The organism is Nostoc sp. DSM 114160 (genome assembly GCF_053470305.1).
In genome coordinates, this window is the sequence record NZ_JBPFGO010000003.1 from 531,567 (window position 1) to 553,026 (window position 21,460).

Here is a 21,460-nt window from a genome sequence, read left to right on the forward strand (position 1 = left end):
AGGGAATACTTATTTTGATGAGGATGCAGATACATTAACTATTGGTACTAAGATGGCTTCAGTTTCTCTAACAAACTTTCCTGGTAACAGCCGCTCATTACTCAAAAAAAGAACGCTGTTATTTCGTTATCTAGCAGAAATCAATTTAATTTTTGGTATCTGGTATTTGCAATGGCGCGTCACTCATTCGATCAATTTTGATGCCCTCTGGATTTCTATTCCTTTGCTGATAGCCGAGATTTACAGTTATTTCGGTGGCGTTATGTTTGTAATTGGGTTGTGGCGACCTTTAGTCAGACAAATTAAGTCTCTCGACCAGATGACCCCACCTATACCCAAAGCCGACTGGCCAACAGTGGATGTATTTGTCACCTGCTACAATGAGCCGCCGGAAATTGTCGAAGAAACTGCCAAAGCTGCCTTAGCAATGGATTATCCGCCCATCAAGTTACGCGTTTATGTGCTGGATGATGGCAATTCGGCTGATATACGAGCGATGACAGAAAAATTGTGTATTCAAGATTTGCAGTCACCACAATTACAGCTAGAAGCGGAACGGATTGATGCAGAACATGCTGGATTGTTGGAGCGTTTGAAGCAACTGGAAAATCTGACACCTAATACTCAAGCCGCCGAACAATGGCTGCAAACATCATCAGAATCAGTGGGAAACCAGCCTGCGGTTGGATTTGTGCAAAGTTTGCGATCGCTGATTCTTTGGCTACCTCCGATTCATCAAAGTATTAGCGACTTTCCTGTAAAGACGCTACGCGATCGCTTAATTATTGAACGGAAAGCTTTAGAAGAAGCTATTTACAAAAAAGAACTAGAACTAGTTGAACTCGCTCGTTTTCGTTACATTGCTCGTCCGAAGACGCCTGGTGTTGCACATCATGCCAAAGCAGGCAACATCAATTATGCAATTTTTTCTGGAGAAACGTCAGGAAATTTTATTGTTACTCTAGATGCTGACCACATTCCTAAACGAAATTTTCTCAAGCGAGTTCTGCCTTATTTTTACACCTATAATCTTTTAATCGGAAAATACGAACAGAACCAAATTGCTTTTGTACAGACCCGCCAAGATTTTTACAATATTCCTCCAGGCGATCCTTTTGGACATCGAGCAAATTTATTTTATGGGCCACTTCAACAAGGTAAAGATGGCATGAATGCTGCGTTTTATACGGGCACAAATGCGATTCTCAGACGTGAAGCATTAGTTAGTGTAGGACTGCAAAACTTTGCTGATGAATTTGCCAAAGATGAAAAACGTTTAGATGAATTTGATTTAGTTGGTGGGGTATCCAGTAATAGTATTACGGAAGATATGAATACAGCCATGCGTCTGCATAGTGCTGGCTGGAAATCTATTTACCACAATGAACTTTTGGCAGAAGGTTTAGCACCAGACGATCTCAGTTCTACTCTAAAACAGCGGTTACGCTGGGCACAAGGAACTATCCAAGTGCTAGTGAGGGAAAATCCACTGACAAAATCAGGGCTAACGTTTTGGCAAAGGTTGCAATATTTCAAGACGATGTATAGTTATTTCTCTGGTTTTGCAACTCTGGTTTTTATTTCTTGTCCAATTATTTATTTTTTTACGGACATTGTTCCAGTTAGAAGCTACGGGTCTGACTTTGCCATACACTTTTTCCCAGCTTTTATTATTAACCGTCTGACTTTCCTTACAGCTACTTGGGGCATTCCAGCTAGAGAAGTATGGCGTTCTGAACAATATGCGATCGCTTTATTTCCCTTATTAATTCAAGCTGTATGGAGTGTGTTTACAGGACAAAAACTCAATTTCCAAGTCACACCTAAGCAGCGGCAATCCGGGATTTATCTCCGGCTTGTTTGGCCGCAATTGGTTGTTTTTATCCTTACCATCTTGGGGATGTTATGGAGCCTTTACCAATTCGCTATTGGCCATTTAAATAATCCTGATGTTCACCTGCTTAATGGTGCATGGGCTATCTATAATTTATTACTTTTGTGGGCGATCATCCGCGCATCTGTTTGGCAGCCTCCAAAAGAGGTTTAAAAAGTAAGTAAGAGGAGTGAGCAGAAGGAAGATGACTACTGACTTATAAATTCAGCCTAGAAAAAAACAGCTATGAACACTCATTCAGACTCAAAAAACTTTGGTCAGCGAACTGTCTTAACAATTTATGCTCATGCTGATGATGAAGTTCTACCTGCTGCTGGTACTCTCAGTCTGATGTCTAAGGCAGGATGGAATGTTCGTTGCTTAATTTTGACTGATGGTGGTCTTTCTAGTTCGCCTGTTAAGGGTACACGTCATCAAGAAGCGGATGCGGCTGGTAAAATCATCGGTGCAACTTATGAGTTTCATACACTTGAAGAGTGCAATTTCTCCACACAAGCAGTGATTAAAGTTACTGAAGAAGCTCTTGGGCGTTGGCAACCGGATCTGATTATTACTCACGCACCACAACCTGAAAAATATGGGCATAGAGATCATGAAGTGTGTGCGATCGCAGTTTCTAATGTTGCTACCCGCAAAAATATACCCTTGTGGTATTCAGCACCACCTGTTTTTTTGCGTGGTTTTGAACCCAACTTTTTTGTAGATATAACTTCTGTAATTGAGGAAAAAGTTGCAGCGATTGGTTGTTATGAATCAGAGTTAAATAAAGCATTTATGCAACTTGATGCCATACTTGTTCTGTCTCGTTTCTGGGCACGTGAGTTAGGTCAAAAAGACGGCTATTTTGAAGCTTTTGAAATTTCTCGGCAATGGGTTGATGCTAGCTTTTTTATGGCAATCGCAAATAACAGTCATCAGCAAGTAGTAAAACCAAGCTAATTACAGAGTTTCTCTATTGCGGTTTACCTTAATTCAATGCCAAAATATAACTACAGAATAGGAAAATAAAACCATGAATTTGAGCGTAAAAGTACTAGAGATATCTGGAATTTTAGATGGTATTAGAGGTAATGAATTACGTCGTGAAGTTAGTAGTATGCTGGCAAATGGCGCTGATATTTTGTTAATCGATATGAAAGAAGTAAAGTTTATTGATAGCTCTGGTTTAGGTGCTTTAGTATCAGCAATGCAAATGGTCCGAACTGCTAAAGCTAAACTGTTTGTTTGTTCAATAAGCGATCAAGTTAGAATGTTGTTTGAACTAACCAAAATGGATAGAATTTTTCAAACATTTGCTGACAAAGATGACTTTTATCGTCAAGTATTAGCAACACAATAAGCTATTAAGCAATTCAAATGTAAGTATGTATAACTGACTATTCTAACCAAAGTTAACTTTGACTAAAGATAAGTCATCATCAAGATTATCTTGAGTTTTTAAGGTGAGAATTTTTGCTAATAGTTGATTGAGGTTACAGGTATTCTGACTATATTTGGTTAGTAAGTCAATGAATGCATCAATCCCCCAAATTTTACCATCTGACTGATTAATTTCATAAACACCATCACTAAAAATGTATAAAGTGCTGTTTTCTTCAACCTGAAAAACAGCATCCTCAAATTTAACTTCAGGTAAAAAGCCAATTGGTAAATCTAAAGAAGTTAGCTGTTTAACTTCGATGTTGTTTGTGGAGGTATTAGATAACAGTAAAGCTGGTGGATGTCCGGCGTTGGCATAAATGAGTTGACGTTTAAGGCGGTGATAAACTCCATACCAGATTGTAAAGTATTTATCACCGTGCTTACTCATTTGGAAGGCATGATTGAGAGCTTTTAGGACTTCACTTGGTTGACAAAAGTTAGTGTTTGGTAGAGATTGCGATCGCAAAACATTCTGTACGGATACCGATAGGAGGGCTGAACCCACCCCATGACCAGATACATCTAACAAATAAATTGCCAAATGATCCTCGTCAATCCAATAATGGTCGAAGCAATCACCCCCTAGCTGTGCTGAGGGAATAAACAGATTTTCTGTAGTTACTGCTCCTACAAGGGGTGAGGGTAAAAGCGATCGCACATAATCAGCAGCCTCAGCCAATTCGGCTTCCAAAATTTGCTTTTGAGTTTGCAAGTCCTGATTGAGTGTCTCCAAAGCTTGCTTTTGACTTTGCAAATCCTGATTTAGCTGGTGTAACCTTAGTCCTGCTCTTACCCGTGCTTTCAATTCATTCATCTCTATTGGTTTGGAGATAAACTCATCCGCTCCTGCATCAAGTCCTCTAACTCTATCTTCCTCCTCTCCTCGAGCTGCTCCCCTAGCTGTCAATAGAATAAAAAAAGTAGTTGCCAATTCTGGATCTGTTCTAATTCGACGACACACTTCTAACCCATCTACCTGTGACATCATCCAATCACAGATAATCAGGGCAGGATGTAGCAGTTGTGCTTGGATAATTCCTTCTTCACCATTGCTAGCTACAGTAGTCTCATAACCCTGCCTTTGGAGTGTGCTTTTCAGTACTGCTCGCACTGTCGGGTCATCATCAATAACTAGAATTTTAAACATAAATTACAATTTACTAAGTAAAATGATTGATAAATAGTTGCTTTAATTTAAGTTATATGCAATTTAGTTTTTAATGTATAGTAAAAATACTCAAATTAAATAAACTAATTAACGAATATGATAATTTCACGATATTTTCTTAGTTAAGAAGTGAATAATAAAATTTATCTCAAAGTCAACACAGATTTGACAGTTTCACCTCAAGTTTTGTCTTGGTTCGAGCAGATGAATCAACCACCTATTCCCGATAAACAAATTTGGTGGCAATGTCAAACACTGATGATGGAAGGCTTTACTAACATTGTCGAACATGCTCACAAAAACTTACCTATTGAAACTCCAATTGAGATGGAAGCTGTGCGGTTAGATGAATACATAGAAATTCGCATCTGGTCTCAAGGTGAACCATTTGACTTAGAACAGCAATTGCGCCAAACATCTGAATTTGAGGATAACAATCGAGAGCGCGGCCGGGGTTTAAAAATTATGTCCGCCATTGCCGACAAATTAAGTTATGAGCCGACAGTAGATAATCGTTACTGTTTATTTATTAGTAAATCTTACAAAAAATGCCTATGATTGCAGTAGGGAGATCGTGACTACTGACTGATGATTAAAAAATCTTGGATGCGTTTAATAAAATCTTCTAACTCTACAATTAAGTTAATAGTACCTTGACGCTCTTGGTCGATCGCTAATTGTTCTAGTTTTTCTGCTGCCAGATACATAGTTGTAACTCCCATATTGGCACTAGAACCTTTAATTTGATGGACTTGAAGCGCTATTTGCTCAAAGTCACAAGCTGCGATCGCTATTTTAATGACCTCTAGACGAGGTTGAATATCTTCAACAAATATTTGTAGTAGTTCTAATTCAAATTCTCGGTTATTTTCTGAAAGTTGATGCAAGCGTTCCCAATCAATTGGGAGGTCAACTGAGCCAACATTTGTTGTCGAAACTGTCTGCTTTGTGGCAGTTGTTTCTTTTGCCTTGAATATTACATTTCCCCAATACTCTAACGTCGCGGCTAAATTTTCTTTCATCACCGGTTTGCTCAAATAGTCGTCCATTCCAGCATTTAAACACATTTGTTTGTCTTGTTTCATTGCATTAGCTGTCATTGCAATTACTACAGGACGACGACCACTAGCAAAGCTGCTTTCTTGCCAACGATGAATTCGTTTTGTGGTTTCTAAACCGTCAAGAATCGGCATTTGACAATCCATCAGAATTAAATCATAAGGAATTTTTTCTAATAGTTGCAACGCTTCTTTTCCATTATTAGCAATATCAGCACTGTAGCCGAGACTTTTGAGTTGCTTCAAGGCTATTTTCTGATTTATCAGATTATCTTCAGTTAAAAGAATTCTTAAATTATATAGGTCACGAGACGGGGAAGAAGACGCGGGGACGCTTAATAACTCTTGACTTCTGAACGCCAGTTGCTCCACTTGTGAAGACTCGATCGCTTTTGGTATCTCCTGTTGGGAGAAGACCACACTGGCTCCTGCTGACTCCTCTGGAATAACAGAAGCGGCAATCGTAAAGTAAAATGTACTACCTGCATTCAGCTCACTTTCAACCCAAATTCTGCCACCCATTAACTCGCACAGTTGCTTACAGATAGCAAGACCTAAGCCAGTACCGCCATACTGTCGAGTAATGGAGGAGTTAACTTGACTAAAAGCTTTAAATAAACGCTCTCGGCGATCGCGTGGAATTCCAATGCCTGTATCTTTAATACTAAACTGAATTTCGTTAGTATTTGCAGCAGAATGATTAATATCGCTATTCTTGCGGGTTATAACTGAGACTTCTATACTTCCAGTTTCGGTAAATTTAATCGCATTACTGATTAAATTAATCAAGACTTGGCGCAGTCTGGTGATATCTCCCACAATCGTAGTAGGAAGTTGAGGACTATCTAAAAATGTGAGTTTTAAACCTTTTTCTCTAGCTGTAGGTGCAAGTAGATAAAGAGTCTCATGAATGCAATTTCGTAAAGCAAAAGGCTCCTCTTCGAGTTCTAAGTTACCCGATTGGATTTTGGAGAAGTCAAGGAAATCGTTAATAATTTTGAGTAAGGAATTTCCACTGGTGTAAATGGTTTCAACAAAATCTTGCTGTTCAGCAGTCAATTCAGTATATTGCAACAAACCGGCCATACCAATTACCGATGCGATGGGAGTCCGAAGTTCATGGCTAATCATCGCTAAGAATTCCTGTTTAGCAAGTTCTGCCTGCTTTCGTTCAGTCATGTCTCGTAAAATGTAAACATAACCTTGAAAATGTTCAATTTCTGTCTTGACAATTGAGGATGAAAAAGCTACGGGAATTGTTTTACCACTTTTGGTATAACAAACGGTTTCTACTTCTTTTACTAAAAAAGTTATGTCTTGACTGTGGGATATATCAATATCATCAATTATCAATGGATATTTATTAGCTTCTCCAATAACTTTTGCGATCGGTTGACCGATGAGTTCTATTTCGTTGTATTGCAATAAGATTTGTGCGGCATAATTCATTTTTTTGATCTCGCCTGATAGCGTTGTCACTAACAAGGCATCCGCCATTGATGTCACAATTTGATCAATGTATTGTTTAGAAGCCTTTAAGTTGCGTAATAAAAGATTTGCTTCATTTGCACCTTGAAATAAAGATTGCTCAAGTACCATCCGTTCTGTCACATCTTCGACAACAATGGTTAGTCGATTCCTAAAATGGTCTTCTTGGAGATTATTAGTAATATGAATATCAATATATAAAGGAGAAGATGTATCTGGCGATCGCATAATTCCTTTTAATTCAAAATTATCTTGTTCTCCCTGGAGAATTGCATCACAAACATCTTCTAGTCCCTCTAATTCTGGAAACACAATCCGAACATCCTGACCTAGCTTTACTTCATTAGGAAGCTCGGCAAAATGATTTAATCCCAAAGATATCTCTAAAATTTTGAAATTTTCATCAATTATCAAATATTCAATTCCACATACAGCTAATAGGTTTGTAAAAAATGAATTCATCTTAATTACATTAAACGAGTGGCTAAAGCTTGAAATATTTGATCAACATTATTACCAGTTTTAGCTGAGGTTACATAAGTGTCTAATATATTAGCTTGATTAGTAAATTGATGCATTTGCCGAATTTTTTCTAAATATTCGGCTGCAATCATATCTGATTTGTTCAGTGCAACAACAATATAGCTGTTAGGATTAACAGCTAAAAAAGTTTGAATATGCTCTTGGATATGATTGAGGGTTTCTGCTTGTGTTACATCACCGACTATCACAGCACCTTTAGAACCTTGAAAATAATTTTTAGCAACTGCTTTAAACTTATTACTACCTTCAATATCCCAAATAATTAACTGTAATTTTTGTTCAACAAGTAGCTCTTCTTTTGAAATAACAACCAATTTACGAGAAATTTTTACTCCTACAGTTGAAAGGTATTGATCGCTAAACTGACACTCTACAAATTGGCGAATCAGACTAGTTTTCCCAACACCAAAATCACCAAATAAGCATATTTTTTTAGAGATTGTAGACATAGTTGAAGGAAAGTAGAGAATGTTAGATTAAAATCATAACTACTATAAACTTAAAATTCCTTTATCGCTTCTAGAGCGACACAGCGGCTTAACCACAAGGGTTGAGTTTCATCAATTCCTGGTGGTAAACTTGTCCTAGCAATGACTTGTAGGCGATATGGCGCGATGCCTAATTTAATCAGTGCTTGTTGTACAGCCTTTGCTCGCGCCAGTGCCAATTTTTGAGATTTGTTCGCACCAGTACGGTCACTATAACCAATGATTTTTAAATGCTTATTTGGGTGCTGATTAAGGAAAAGTTTAACCTGTTGAATCTTGTATGCTGTATCTGCTTTCATTAAACTCGCTGAGTCGGGTTGAAAGTAAAATCGAACTTCAATCTGTGGGGGTTCTACTTGCACCGCACTAGACACAGATTTTACGCTGGGAATTTGCGCAAATGCATTCGCAATAATCTGAGCATCTGCAATTTGGTTGACAGTTCCTTCAACAGCTACTTTACCAGCGATATATTGAGTGGAAATTGCTATATCGTTAGTCTGATTTAAAACTGCTGTAACTCGTTTGACTTCAGCAGCAGCTAATACGGGATCTGCTGGTACTTCTACTAATAAAATTTGATTGTCAATCAACCAATTAGGAGAAGTGATTTTGACAGTTTGCTCGGCTTTCTGGCGAAGAAGTTGATTAGGTAATCGTCCTGTTAGTTTTATTTTGTTGTGTTCTACTTGTACAGTGAGCCGATATACGGCTAGTTCTGGAACAGAAGTTAGAGCCAACGAAGTTTGATTTTCAATGGAATGTATAACTCCACTACGGTATTGCCAAATACCCCAAGGAATTAAAATGGTACTGATAAATGTTAAGACTAATATCTGTATTGGCGAGATTTTGGCTTTCTTTTTATCCTGAATATCTGAATCTTTTAGTTTTTCTAGAAGTGTATGAATTTCAATAGGAATTAAATCTGGTTCGCCATCAAATTTTTCAATTATATTACCATATTTTTTAATAATTCTGCTGAATGTTTGCCGCATTTTCCAAATAAAGTTTTTGCTTGGTTCTCCTCGCACAACAATCGCTAAATAACAGTATCCGGCAACTTCTAGAATTATTTTGGATGTTCCATATTCAATTGCATCTAATTCTGTTATGCTTCCAGATTGATTGATACAATCATTGGCAAAGCTACGAATTGCTGTCAGCATTCCTGCTACCATTTCAGCCTCTAGCTGCTCTACATGAGAGTGCTGAATATCTGAGATAACTAAACCAGATGTTTTATGAATCAAGAAAATGGCTTGAATTGTAAATGGCAGAGCTTCTTTAAGAATTAATTCTGCTTCTGAAACTCCCTGTAGCTTGGCACGAATTTTACGTTTAATGCCTTCAACACTGAGGGTTTCTTCAACTTGTCGGTTAATCGCACGGATTGTCTCTGCCATATATTTGGCTATGGTACTACCAATAACTGGGTAGAGTGCATCTACCACAATATTCTGCTCAATTTCAATTTGCTTTTTTATGGCTCGTCCCATTGCCGGAGCGATCGCATCTGAAACTTCTTCTGGAGCTATAATAATTTGCTGGGAAATAGCTAGAGGAATTACAGGTGCGATCGCTGTACTCATACTAACTTTATTTTGTTCAGTGCGACTGCGGATAGTCTCATCAATTATCGGAGCGATTATTTGGACAATTTCCTCTCTTGATTCTGTAATCTTCAGCCTTAAAAGTTCAGAAATCCACGGTAATAGTAGATTTATTAACTCTTTAGGGTCATAAATTTGATGCTCTATTTTTGTTAATTTTTGTTCTAACTTATCTGTAATATTGTTTATTTCTGTTAGCTCATATCCGACTAATATATCCCGTAATTTTTGTAATGCATCTTCTGAGTTATCTAATTTTTCCTCAAATTCTGTAAATATTGCAATAGATTCTTCTAATTCTTCTTGAGTGGTTTGTGAGTAATTAGATATATCTTGATGAAAATTAAAATCCGATTCTAAATAAGCTTCACATACTTCTAATGTCACTGGAAGAAGTTGCAGTAATTCAATTTCTTCTGGAATATACTCATTACTATTATCACTTTCTGATGGTAATAAAGGAGATTGCTCAGGGGATTCGATAATTTTGAGATCGATAAGCAAATGCAGCAAATTGTCAAGCTGCACAGCTGTTTCTGACTTCAACTCAACAGATTGAGAAATCGAATTTTCCACCTGAGTTATCCTTTTTAGAGTGCTGAGTTAGAGGTTATGAGTTAGAGGTTATGAATTGGGAGTCATTATCTCCTTCATATCTCTTTACTTTCTGACTTGATTATGAATTTAATTCTGCTGTACTGTTAGAGTGAGTTAACACTTACTTTTGATAACTTTGTAGTTTCTAAAAGCGGTACAGCAGTATATTCATCGCTGCGTTCATTGGCTGCTTCTCGCAATTTAGGAATAAATTCAGTTTCTTTCAGACGCATTCCCAAGGCAAACAAAGTTTCAGCCATATCGTCTTTAGAAACTTTCGTGTCTGTCAGCTGTGAGAAGCGCCGATCTATTTCTTCTAAAATCAGATCCCGTAATGCCGTAACATCATCTTGTAATTGGACTTTAGTTTGAAAGATTTCATCTCGAATCAAGGTAGTTTGGCTATCTAAGGTTTCATCAAGCGACTGAACGCTGCTAGAAAACTTTTTATTAAGTCTATCAACCTGTTGCCGTAAGTCAAGAGTTTCTTCTTGAGTTGCGAGGTTCAGTGATTTCAGCTTTTTATCCAGCGACTCAAATCCTGCTTTTAGTTCGGCGGAAAAGTTGGACTTGAGTTGCTCGACATGCAATCGTGTCTGTTGTTGCAGGAGAGATACATCTGACTCCAGCTTGCTAAATCGATTTTCGTACTCTCTTAGCTGGGTTCCAAGAATAATATCGCGAATCTGATCGATATTACCAAGTCTTTCTCGTACATCGTCTCTACTCATCTGACTCATTAGGAAAACCTCACTTTTGGGTAATCAATTGGGAATAATAGATGATGTATTTAACTGACATTTAGGCTAAAAATTCTTAGCTGATGATGCAGCCAACTCACCGAATATACTTTGTTATTATTCCCAATCGGTGACAATTTCTATCTGAAAAATAGAAAATTAATAATGAGAAATATAAAATAAGTGTTTATCCAGTGAATTTATTAAGCAATATTATTTCAGGTTGTGGCGTTACTATCTTGACAATTCAAAAAATCTTGGATGCGTTTAATAAAGTCATCTAACTCTACGATTAAGTTACTAGAACCTCGACGCTCTTGCTTATAAGCTAGTTGTTCTAGTTTTTCGGCTGCCAGATGCATGGTTGTAATTCCCATATTGGCACTAGAACCTTTAATTTGATGACCTTGGAGTATTATTTGCTCAAAGTCATGAGCTGCGATCGCTATTTTAATTAACTCTAGACGAGATTGAATATCCTCAACAAATATTTGCAGTAGTTCCAATTCAAATTCTGGGTTGTTTTCCGATAATTGGTGTAAGCGTTCCCAATCAATTGGGAGGTTAACTGCACCGACATTTGTTGTATAAACTGTTTGCTCTGTGGCAGTTGTTTCTTTTGCCTCGAAGATCGCATTTCCCCAACGCTCTAATGTCAACGCCAATTTTTCTTTTATTACTGGCTTGCTCAAATAGTCATCCATTCCGGCATCTAGACACATTTGTTGGTCTTCTTTCATGGCATTAGCTGTCATTGCAATTACCACCGGACGATAACCACTAGCAAAGTCACTTTCTTGCCAACGATGAATTTCTTTTGTGGTTTCTAAACCATCAAGAACTGGCATTTGGCAATCCATCAGAATTAAATCGTAGGGAATTTTTTCTAATAGCTGCAAAACTTCTTTCCCATTACCAGCAACATCAGCGCTATAACCCAGACTTTGGAGTTGCTTCAGGGCAACTTTCTGATTCACCAAATTATCTTCAGCCAAGAGAATTCTAAGTTTAGAGGAGTCACAATAATAGTTGCGGTTTTTTTCAGAATTTTTCAGTTTTAAGTCCTGAATTCTGACTTCTGACTCTTCTTCTGGCTGCGTTCCTAAAATAGTCACGATCGTATCGAGGAGTCGGGACGGCTTAATAGGTTTGACTAAATAAGCCGCAAATCCTATTTTTAGCGCTCGTTGGATTTCATCGCGTTGATTAGTAGAGGTAAGCATAATTAAAGGTAGCCCAGCGATCGCTGAATTTGCTTTAATTTGTTCTCCTAAAGTCATGCCATCTATTTTTGGCATCTGCATATCAATCACAGCTATGTCATATAAATTTTTTTGCTTGGCAGCTTCCTGAATAGCTTTGAGGGCAGTAGTAGCCGAAGCCGCTTGATCCACCAGCATTCCCCAACGAGTAGCTTGATGGTAGATGATTTTGCGATTAGTAGCATTATCATCCACCACTAACAAGCGGCGATTGAGCAAAAGTTCGCGTTCGCCTTCTAAAGAAATAGAGTCAAGTTGCATGGCAAGAGTTACTTCAAACCAAAACTTAGATCCTTTCCCCAAGCGACTTTCTACACCCATTTCTCCTCCCATCAAGCTTACCAGTTGCTTGCAGATGGCTAATCCCAAACCTGTGCCGCCATATTTCCGGGTAGTGGAAGCATCTACTTGGGTAAATGGCTTAAAGAGTTTGGATTGATCTTCAGGGGTAATGCCAAGACCGGTATCTACGATCGCAAAATAGATGGTGGCTGTAGTCAAGGAAAGCGATCGCAATTCTGCTCGTAATACGACCTCACCTTTGCTGGTGAACTTGATTGCATTGCTAATCAGGTTCATAAGAATTTGTCGCAAGCGGCCGGCATCGCCTTGGAGGTGGGTGGGGACGTTGCTGTAAATTAATCCTGCAATTTCTAATCCCTTATGATGGGCTGAGGGAGCCAATAACTCCAATACTTCTTCTACACAGGTAGATAAGTCAAAATCTAGAGTTTCTAGTGCCATTTCCCCAGCCTCTAGTTTGGACAGATCCAAAATTTCGTTGATCAGGCTTAAAAGAGCATCGCCACTAATGCGAATTGTTTCCATAAAATCCCGCTGCTCGGAATTTAGGGGAGTATCTAACATTAAGCTTGTCATTCCTAGCACAGCATTCATCGGAGTCCGAATTTCATGGCTCATGTTGGCCAAAAAGGCACTTTTGGTTTGAGAAGCTAATTCAGCTTGGTGACGAGCAATTTCGAGTTCTCGTCGTTGTTGAGTTTCTGCATCTAACATTTGGGCTTGGGCTAAGGCAATACCTACTTGATCGGCTATTTGCCGTAAAAGATGAGTTTCAAAGCTAGACCATTGGCGGGAACTGCCGCACTGATGGACAATCAGCAAACCGCAGAGTTCTTCTTTGACAAGAATGGGTATGACTAAATTACACTGGACTCCAAATTGTTGCAGTAATTCGAGATGGTTTTTTTGGACTTCAGCTATATCCAAGTCAGCAAGCCCCAGATTCGGTTTTTGACGGTACTGTTGTAGATAGTATTGTTGGATGTATTCGGCTTGAAAGTAAGCATTGACTAGCTCTTTCTCTTTAATTGCTAGCCAGCCAGAAATTACTGCCTCAACCACGGTAGCTCCAGAGCCATCAGCCAAAGGCTGATAAATCAAAACTCGATCGCTATGGAGAATTTTTTGCACCTCGGTGACAGTGATTTGGAGAATTTCTTTGATTTGCAAAGACTGACGAATTTTGAGGGTGATTTCAGTAAATAGTTGCGATCGCAAGTTTTGGCGTTGGAGTTGTTCTTCTGCCTGCTTGCGCTCAATAAACTGCCCTACTTGCTCGCCAATCAAATTCATGACTTTTGCCAAATCTGGGTCAGCTTGCTGGATTTTATGGCTAAAGCAGGTAATCACACCGATGATTCTTTTACCACTACAGATCGGAAAACCAAAAGCTCCGTGCAGTTGTGCTTCGGCAGCAATTTGAGAGCGGATAAAACTCCGATCTTTAACGACATCAGCAATCCAAACAGGTTCAAGACTAGCCCAGACACGCCCAGGCAGTCCAATTCCTGGTGCAAATGTAATCTGCCGACTGAGGATGTCAAACTCTTGCATCTCAAAGGAGATTTTATACCATGAATTTAGCAAAGACAGTAGATTTGCTCGCCCATCTACCATCCAAAATTCACTAAAATCCCATCCCAAACTTTCGCAAATTCCTTGCAAGATTTGGGGCATGGCTTCGTTGATTGTGGTTGACTCTGCTAAGATCCGGGTTGTAACATACTCTGCTTTGAGATGCTGTTCAGTTCGTTGGCGTAAGCGAAGTTCCTCAAAGACATCGCTGATGTCAATACCTGTAGCAACAATGTATTCAACCTGCCCCTCATAGTCTTTCAAGGTAGTGTTAGTCCAAGAAATAAGTCGCCGGCTGCCATCCTTAGTTACCCAATAGTTTTCGTATTCTTTGGGCGCTTCACCAGATCGCAACTGCTCAAAAATTGCTTTAACCGGCTCTACCTGTTCAGGAAGTAGAAATAGGTTCCAGAAATGCCTTCCTTTCACCTCATCAAATGAGTAACCAGTAATTTGTTCGCAAGCTTGATTGAAGCGAACGATTTGCCCTTCCGTGTCAAGAACTATTACCAAAGCGCTGGTTGTATTCAGGACTGTTGAGATAAAGTTGCGTTCTTGATTGAGTGTTTCCTCTGTTAATTTCCGCTCTTTTCCTTCACGGTAAATAAAGTAGTAGACTATAGCCAGAATCAAAAAACTTAGACAAATCGCGATCGCCAGTGTCAAAACCGTGTTGTTAGCACTGGCTTTTGCAGCTTGTGACTGCCGTTGAAGCAACCTTCTATCCTGATTTTCTATCTCATGGACGATCTTGCGGATATCATCCATGAGATGTTTTCCTTGATTTGTCTGGATTACCTGCAACGCCGCCTCGAATCCTTGATTTTGACGCAGGTATATAGTCTGCTTGAGTATGGCAAGTTTTGCAGCTATCAGAGATTCAAGGGTTGCGAACTGCTTTTGTTGGTTAGGTTGATCTGCGATTAAATTTTTCAGTTTTACAATTTTGCGATCGATGTTTCCAACTACTGCTTGATAAGGTTCTAGATAACTTTCTTGTCCAGTGAGGATGTAACCACGTTGTCCAGTCTCAGCATCTTTCATCTCAGACAGTAATTCTTCTAGTTGATTGATTTTCTCTTGGGTTATTAGTACTTGCTTATTCGTATCAATCAATATACATGTGTTTTGATAAGAAATCACGCCAATCAAAACTAAAACTGCCGATGCTAACCCAAACCCTCCAGCTATCCTTTGAAAAAATTGTTTGCGTGTCTTCTGGGACTGTTTGCGTGTATCACTTGCCAATACCAAATTTGCTAAATTGCGGCGCATTTCTAGTTGCTTAATTACCTGGCGACCAATAATTCGTAATGCTTCAACTTGTTCTAGAGAGAGGTTTCTTGGTACACGATCGATTACACAAAGTGTTCCTAGTGCATATCCTTCAGGGTTAGTTAGCGGTACTCCAGCATAAAACCGAATATTCGGATCTGAGGTGACTAGGGGGTTTGTCGCAAACCTTTCGTCAACTGTTGCATCAGATACAACAAAAACTTCAGGTTGCAAAATAGCATGGGCGCAGAATGCCAAATCACGGGGTGTTTGTAGCGCATCCAAACCAACTTTTGACTTGAACCACTGACGATTAGTATCAATTAAGCTGATTAAGGCAATGGGAGTTCCACAAATATATGAGGCTAAACGGGTGAGGTCGTCAAAGGCTGCTTCCGAAGGAGTGTCGAGTATTTTATACTGCAAAAGAGATTCGATTCTCTGTGTTTCGTTATCAGGTAATGGTGCTTTCATTCTCCAGCCTTATACCATTTTGGATTTAAAAAACAGAATTCAGAATGGTGAATTTAGAATGTAGGAGTTAGAAGTTAGAAATTAGAAATTAGAAGTTATAAGTTAAAATTAAAAATACTTTAATATTCAAAGTTTGTAACTTTCAAAAAATCAAAAAATCAAAAATATATAGAGCTTGATTCTATATTCATTCTGAATTCTGACTCCTGAATTCTGACTCCTGAATTCTTTTTTGTTAAAACTTGACCCGCAACTGTCCTGTGAAGGAATTACCACCGTAGGCGCTTCCACCGGTTTCTTGATTGCGGACATTACTAAAGCTATAGCCCAAGTCTGCTTCTATACTGGGCGACAGTTTTACCGTACAGCGCGTTTGATAGGTATTGGCGTTGTCAAATTCTCCTTTAAGTCGCTGCCGTCCTAAATTGGCAGCGAGGCGACAGCGTAAGAATTTTGCAATATCTCCCTCCCAAGCTACCTCACCGTTGTAAACTAGAAAATCTGGTGGAGAAAAATAACCGCTAGTGCGTTCTAAATCGCGATCGTAACTCCAAGTGAATAAGTTAGCTGCCAAAGAAAATTGTCCGAACTTGCGCTCTAACCTACTAAAGGACTGCACATCGGAATTACCATCGTTGTAACTACCCAAACGCAATGACGAAAATAAGCTGGTATTACGGTCAATCTGCCAGTATAAATCAGGCCCAAATCGCCAAGCAGTAATTTGATTTTCTAAAGTTCGAGCATTAGATTTATAAGGCCCTTGTTCTAAATTACCTGATATTATTACTGCCGATAGCAATCGACCTGATGACGAAACTCGCGGCGGCGAAATGGGAGCATCCACCTTAACATTGAGATTGATAGCTGTAGGTAAACGATTGAACAAATCGACTCCAGCTGCTGTTTGTAGAGTCACTTGTCCAATTTTTCCTTGCCATCCAACTTGCAAGGGAAAATTGGTAATTGATTCAATACCGCGTTGCTCAAAGAAGTTAAAACCTGTCTTGAAAAATATTTTATTGCCATTTCTCAATCGAAACTGAACTGTTGGTTCTAGGAAAAAATTAGTTTGACCAAAGTTGTCTGTCTCATAGTAATAGTCCGTATCAATACTTTCCAAAACTGCATCCGGCGTTTTTGGTTTGGTGGAAGTTGTCGGCGGACTAGAATTCTGCTGCGGTGGTTCGGGTAGCGGTGGCGGACTAGAATTCTGCTGCGGTGGTTCGGGTGGCGGTGGTTCGGGTTGCGATGGGGGTAATCGCAAATCAGGATTGAAGTTTTCCGGTGCTGCGAGCAAAATAGGTGTTGGTTTTAATCGGTAGGGGAGTGGTTTTGAGTATTGTGCTGACTCAGGATTTGCTGTGGTGACTTGCTCAGTCAATCCTAAAGGTGATTTCCAGGTCTGATGTGCTTGGGCTGCTTGTAATTTAGCTTCTGATAATATCCAAATACCTAAGCTACAGATTACTCCCAATTGAATCTGTAGGCATCCCAAAAGAAATACAGCGTACAAACTATATCGAGAAACAAAGAGATAAGGTCTAAAACTAGATACCATCGGTTGATACTATATGTATAAATGCAAAACTTGCTGCCAAATAGTTTTCTGGCTGCTAGCTGATGTATTCGGACTGGGATTATGATGCCCATAATCGATGCTTGTTAAAACATAGGAAAGATAAAAGGCGTAAAAGCCTTAATTTGGCGGGATATAGAAGTTCACAGGTGCATAAAGTACATATCAAAACCTCACCCCCAACCCCTCTTTTTATCAAGAGGTTGGGGGTGAGGTTAAGCTGTAGCTGATTCTGATTAGGAAACGCTATGTTCGAGTCGATAGTTAGTGTGATTTTGACGAACTGCCAACAGTGATTTTTGAGTCTGCTGTTCCCATCTCAGAGTTTTCAGCATTGTCAACCTCAAGACTTCGGAGCAACTCTCGAATTACATCTGTTGCTGGTCTTCCTGTGAGAGTACAGTATTGTTCAAGTTTCTTCATTTCCTCGGTTGTGAGATTTACTGTCAGTCGTTTAACAGCCCATTTTTTCTTCATAATTCTCTTTTATCTTGAATATGTTACTTTTCTTGAAATTACCAAGTCATTACGATTACTCCCGTAGGGCATAGCCTACACCACGGACTGTATGAATCAAACGTCTTTCATTATTTTCTTCTAACTTGAGTCGCAAATAACGAATATATACTTCAATAATATTAGAATCAGCCATGAAATCGTAACCCCAAACTTTCTTTAACATTTGATCTCTAGTAAATACTTGACGAAGATGTGAAAGGAGATATTTTAATAAGTCAAATTTTTTTGCTGTTAACTGAATGCTTCGTTTTTACCGAAATACTTCACGAGTGCGCTTATTTAAGCTTAAATCTTCAAATTGCAACAAATCCTCGTCTGTTTCTTGCGTGCGCCGCAGATGAGCGCGAATTCTAGCTAATAGTTCCTCAATGCTGAAGGGCTTAACTACATAATCATCGGCTCTTGCATCTAATCCGGCGACGCGTAGACGCTTCATCGGCTTGCCGTAGGCATCGCTCACTTCATCTTTTGCTGTCAACAAAATCACTGGTACTGTACTATCTATTGTTCGCAAACGCCGATAAATTTCCAAACCCGTCAACCCTGGAAGCATCCAATCCAGAATTGCTAAATCTGGTGAGGAGTCTCGGTAAGATGGTAACAACAAACCTTTTTGGATGTTATTATGTTAAAGTGATCGCATCTTTATCCTTCTCTATTTCTGGTTCTTGATGCTGTGCTTCATATTCACCAAATTGCTGGATTAATTTCGCAACTAAACCTGTCCAGCCAGTTTGATGACTAGCACCGATTCCGGCTCCATTATCACCATGAAAATACTCATAGAATAAAATCAGATTTTGCCAGTGTGGATCGTTTTGAAACTTTTGCATTCCACCATAAACAGGACGTTTACCAGAGGAATTTTGCAAGAAAATTCTGGTTAATCGTTGAGATAATTCTGATGCAATTTCCCAAAGTGTCATCATTTGACCTGAACCTGTCGGACATTCCACTTTGAAATCGTCTCCTAGATAATAATGAAACTTTTGCAGAGATTCAATTAGGATGAAATTCACCGGAAACCAAACGGGGCCGCGCCAGTTAGAGTTACCACCAAATAAACCACTAGTAGATTCAGCCGGTTCATAATCAACTCGAAATTGCGAACCATTAACATCAAAAATATAAGGATTTTCAGCATGAAATCGAGAAAGTGCTCGAATGCCATAAGAGCCAAAAAACTCGCTTTCATCCAGCATTTTTTGCAGAATACTTCTGAGCTTATCTCTGGAAACGATCGCCAGTAATCTCCTCGCACCCACTCCTTTTGTTTCCATACAAGCCACATTTTGCCGCAAATCAGGACGGTTTTGGATGAACCATTCCAATCGCTTTTTAAAACCAGGAAGCAATTTTAAAGTTTCTGGTTCTATAGTTTCAATGGCAAATAGAGGAATTAAACCTACCATTGACCTAACTTTTAAGGTAATTTGTCGTTCAGGTAAATGCAGGACATCGTAGTAAAATCCATCGGAATCATTCCACAAACTGGCTTCTATTTCGCCGATGTTATTCATAGCATCAGCAATGTAAAGAAAATGCTCAAAGAACTTGGTAGCAATGTCTTCGTAAACAGGATTAGTCTTAGCTAATTCTAAAGCGATCGCTAACATATTTAAACAATACATTCCCATCCAACTAGTACCATCAGATTGGTCAATATGTCCGCCAGTAGGTAAAGCTGCGCTACGGTCAAATACGCCAATATTATCTAAACCGAGAAATCCCCCTTGAAAGACGTTATTACCCTGAGTATCTTTGCGATTTACCCACCAGGTAAAATTCAGCATTAGCTTTTGAAATACCCTTTCTAAAAACTGTCTATCTGTTCGTCCGTAAATCTTCTGCTCAATCTTGTAAATGCGCCAAGTTGCCCAGGCATGAACAGGCGGATTAACATCACCAAAAGCCCATTCATAAGCAGGAATTTGCCCATTGGGATGCATATACCATTCCCGTGTTAAAACATCCAATTGATACTTAGCAAAATCAGGATCGATCATTGCCAAAGGAATAGTATGAAATGCCAAATCCCAAGCTGCAAACCAAGGATATTCCCACTTATCGGGCATAGAAAGAATATCTTTATTGTAGAGATGAAACCATTCCCGATTTCTCCCTTGTTGGCGTTCTGGAGGTGGTGCTGGTGTATTGCGATCGCCTTTCAACCAATCCTCGACAACATAGTGATAATATTGTTTACTCCATAGCATTCCAGCAAATGCTTGTCGTTGCACATTTCGCATATCTTCACTGAGAGGAAATGGTGTAACGCGCTGATAAAATTTATTTGCTTCCTGTTGTCGTTCCCAAAAGATGATATCGAATTCTTTGTCAAATGGCTCAACTAAATTAGGTACGTCACTCAATCGCAATTTAACGATTTTAGTTTCACCTGCACCAACTGTCAAAAAATAATCGGCAGATGCTTTATTGCCAACTTTATTTGGATTTATTGCCTCTTTTTTACCCCGAACAATGTAATCATTAATGCCATCTTTGACATAAGCAGACGAATTAGGATAGCCAAACAATCGCTGATAATTTGTTTCGTTTTCTGTAAAAAGAATTTCGTTTGCTTCTTGACAATACAGCCACCTTTTACCTAAAGTTGGATGAGACGCCTCAATTAAATTAAAGCTATTACCAGATTCGACCTCTTTTAAAGTAGGTTTGCTGATATCCCCATTCCAACACCAAGTGTTACGAAACCAGAGAGTAGGTAATAGGTGTAGTGTTTTTGCTTCCGAGCCTCGGTTGATTACTTTTATTTGGATGAGAATATCTTCAGCATCATTTTTGGCATATTCGATAAAGACATCAAAGTAACGATTTTCATCAAATATACCTGTATCTAGTAATTCAAATTCTGGCTCTTGGCGATTTCTGCGTTGATTTTCTGCAACCAATTGGGAGTAAGGAAAGGCTTTATGGGGATATTTGTAAAGCGCTTTCATATAAGAATGGGTAGGAGTATTGTCTAGATAAAAATAATATTCTTTAACATCTTCTCCATGATTTCCTTCGCTACCAGTTAGACCAAAAAATCTTTCTTTGAGAATAGAATCTTCGCCATTCCAAAGTGCGATCGCAAAACAAAGTCGTTGATGATTATCAGAAATGCCAGCAATGCCATCTTCACCCCAACGGTAGGCGCGAGAACGAGCCTGATCGTGGGTAAAATAGTTCCAGGCTGTACCGTTGTGACTGTAATCTTCGCGCACCGTTCCCCATTGGCGATCGCTTAAATATGGCCCCCATCTGCGCCAATGAGCTTTGTGAGTTAGGGCTTCTGCTAATCTAATTTCTTCTTGGGTTAAAATTGTCATAATATCACCCTATGCATATCTGTATTTTAGTCCAGTTAATTTGCTATCTGGAGTATATAGCAGAAGGCAGAAGGCAGCTATACTGAAGGCAGGAGGTAAAATATTACTATTCCTAACATCCACGCTTTCA

At 39.1% G+C, this 21,460-nt stretch carries 12 protein-coding genes and 3 pseudogenes; 4 read left to right on the plus strand and 11 right to left on the minus strand.

Going from position 1 to position 21,460, the window contains the following annotated elements:
* Positions 1–52 precede the first annotated feature (52 nt).
* From NSTCB13_RS27500 to NSTCB13_RS27510, 3 genes are all read left to right on the plus strand, one after another.
* On the plus strand, positions 53–2,047 hold the full coding sequence (locus tag NSTCB13_RS27500; protein ID WP_448274501.1) for a glycosyltransferase: 1,995 nt from the start codon (positions 53–55) through the stop codon (positions 2,045–2,047).
* Between the two features lie 72 nt (positions 2,048–2,119).
* Positions 2,120–2,833 (plus strand): PIG-L deacetylase family protein, encoded by a 714-nt coding sequence (locus NSTCB13_RS27505; protein WP_445627174.1) that lies wholly within the window; start codon positions 2,120–2,122, stop codon positions 2,831–2,833.
* A gap of 73 nt (positions 2,834–2,906) precedes the next feature.
* Positions 2,907–3,233: an STAS domain-containing protein gene (locus NSTCB13_RS27510; RefSeq protein ID WP_322704042.1), complete on the plus strand. Its 327-nt coding sequence runs from the start codon at positions 2,907–2,909 to the stop codon at positions 3,231–3,233.
* Positions 3,234–3,275: 42 nt separating this feature from the next.
* Here NSTCB13_RS27510 and NSTCB13_RS27515 read toward each other — a convergent pair whose 3' ends face one another.
* The gene (locus NSTCB13_RS27515) at positions 3,276–4,463 is read right to left on the minus strand and encodes a SpoIIE family protein phosphatase (protein WP_445627172.1); all 1,188 of its coding nucleotides are present in this window, start codon (positions 4,461–4,463) and stop codon (positions 3,276–3,278) included.
* A 150-nt stretch (positions 4,464–4,613) separates the two neighbouring features.
* Here NSTCB13_RS27515 and NSTCB13_RS27520 point away from each other — a divergent pair, with 150 nt between their 5' ends.
* Complete coding sequence (locus tag NSTCB13_RS27520) at positions 4,614–5,042, plus strand: ATP-binding protein (protein ID WP_445627171.1); 429 nt, start codon at positions 4,614–4,616, stop codon at positions 5,040–5,042.
* A gap of 20 nt (positions 5,043–5,062) precedes the next feature.
* Here NSTCB13_RS27520 and NSTCB13_RS27525 read toward each other — a convergent pair.
* The 10 genes and pseudogenes from NSTCB13_RS27525 to NSTCB13_RS27570 form a co-directional block, all read right to left on the minus strand.
* Positions 5,063–6,712, minus strand: a pseudogene (locus NSTCB13_RS27525) (ATP-binding protein); the annotation flags it as partial.
* 12 nt (positions 6,713–6,724) lie between these two features.
* A pseudogene (locus tag NSTCB13_RS27530) lies at positions 6,725–7,492 on the minus strand (PAS domain-containing protein); the annotation flags it as partial.
* A 5-nt stretch (positions 7,493–7,497) separates the two neighbouring features.
* The gene (locus tag NSTCB13_RS27535; protein WP_448274502.1) at positions 7,498–8,022 is read right to left on the minus strand and encodes a Rab family GTPase; all 525 of its coding nucleotides are present in this window, start codon (positions 8,020–8,022) and stop codon (positions 7,498–7,500) included.
* Positions 8,023–8,072: 50 nt separating this feature from the next.
* On the minus strand, positions 8,073–10,250 hold the full coding sequence (locus tag NSTCB13_RS27540; protein WP_448274503.1) for an OmpA family protein: 2,178 nt from the start codon (positions 10,248–10,250) through the stop codon (positions 8,073–8,075).
* A 125-nt stretch (positions 10,251–10,375) separates the two neighbouring features.
* Positions 10,376–11,011, minus strand: coding sequence for a hypothetical protein (locus NSTCB13_RS27545; protein ID WP_445627167.1), 636 nt, complete (start codon positions 11,009–11,011; stop codon positions 10,376–10,378).
* A 218-nt stretch (positions 11,012–11,229) separates the two neighbouring features.
* Complete coding sequence (locus tag NSTCB13_RS27550; protein ID WP_448274504.1) at positions 11,230–15,900, minus strand: response regulator; 4,671 nt, start codon at positions 15,898–15,900, stop codon at positions 11,230–11,232.
* 235 nt (positions 15,901–16,135) lie between these two features.
* Complete coding sequence (locus NSTCB13_RS27555) at positions 16,136–17,461, minus strand: hypothetical protein (protein ID WP_448274505.1); 1,326 nt, start codon at positions 17,459–17,461, stop codon at positions 16,136–16,138.
* A 282-nt stretch (positions 17,462–17,743) separates the two neighbouring features.
* Complete coding sequence (locus NSTCB13_RS27560) at positions 17,744–17,956, minus strand: CopG family transcriptional regulator (RefSeq protein WP_094351406.1); 213 nt, start codon at positions 17,954–17,956, stop codon at positions 17,744–17,746.
* 55 nt (positions 17,957–18,011) lie between these two features.
* Positions 18,012–18,587, minus strand: a pseudogene (locus NSTCB13_RS27565) (winged helix-turn-helix domain-containing protein); the annotation flags it as partial.
* A 34-nt stretch (positions 18,588–18,621) separates the two neighbouring features.
* Positions 18,622–21,330, minus strand: a complete 2,709-nt coding sequence (locus NSTCB13_RS27570) for an MGH1-like glycoside hydrolase domain-containing protein (RefSeq protein ID WP_448274506.1) — start codon at positions 21,328–21,330, stop codon at positions 18,622–18,624.
* Positions 21,331–21,460 lie beyond the last annotated feature (130 nt).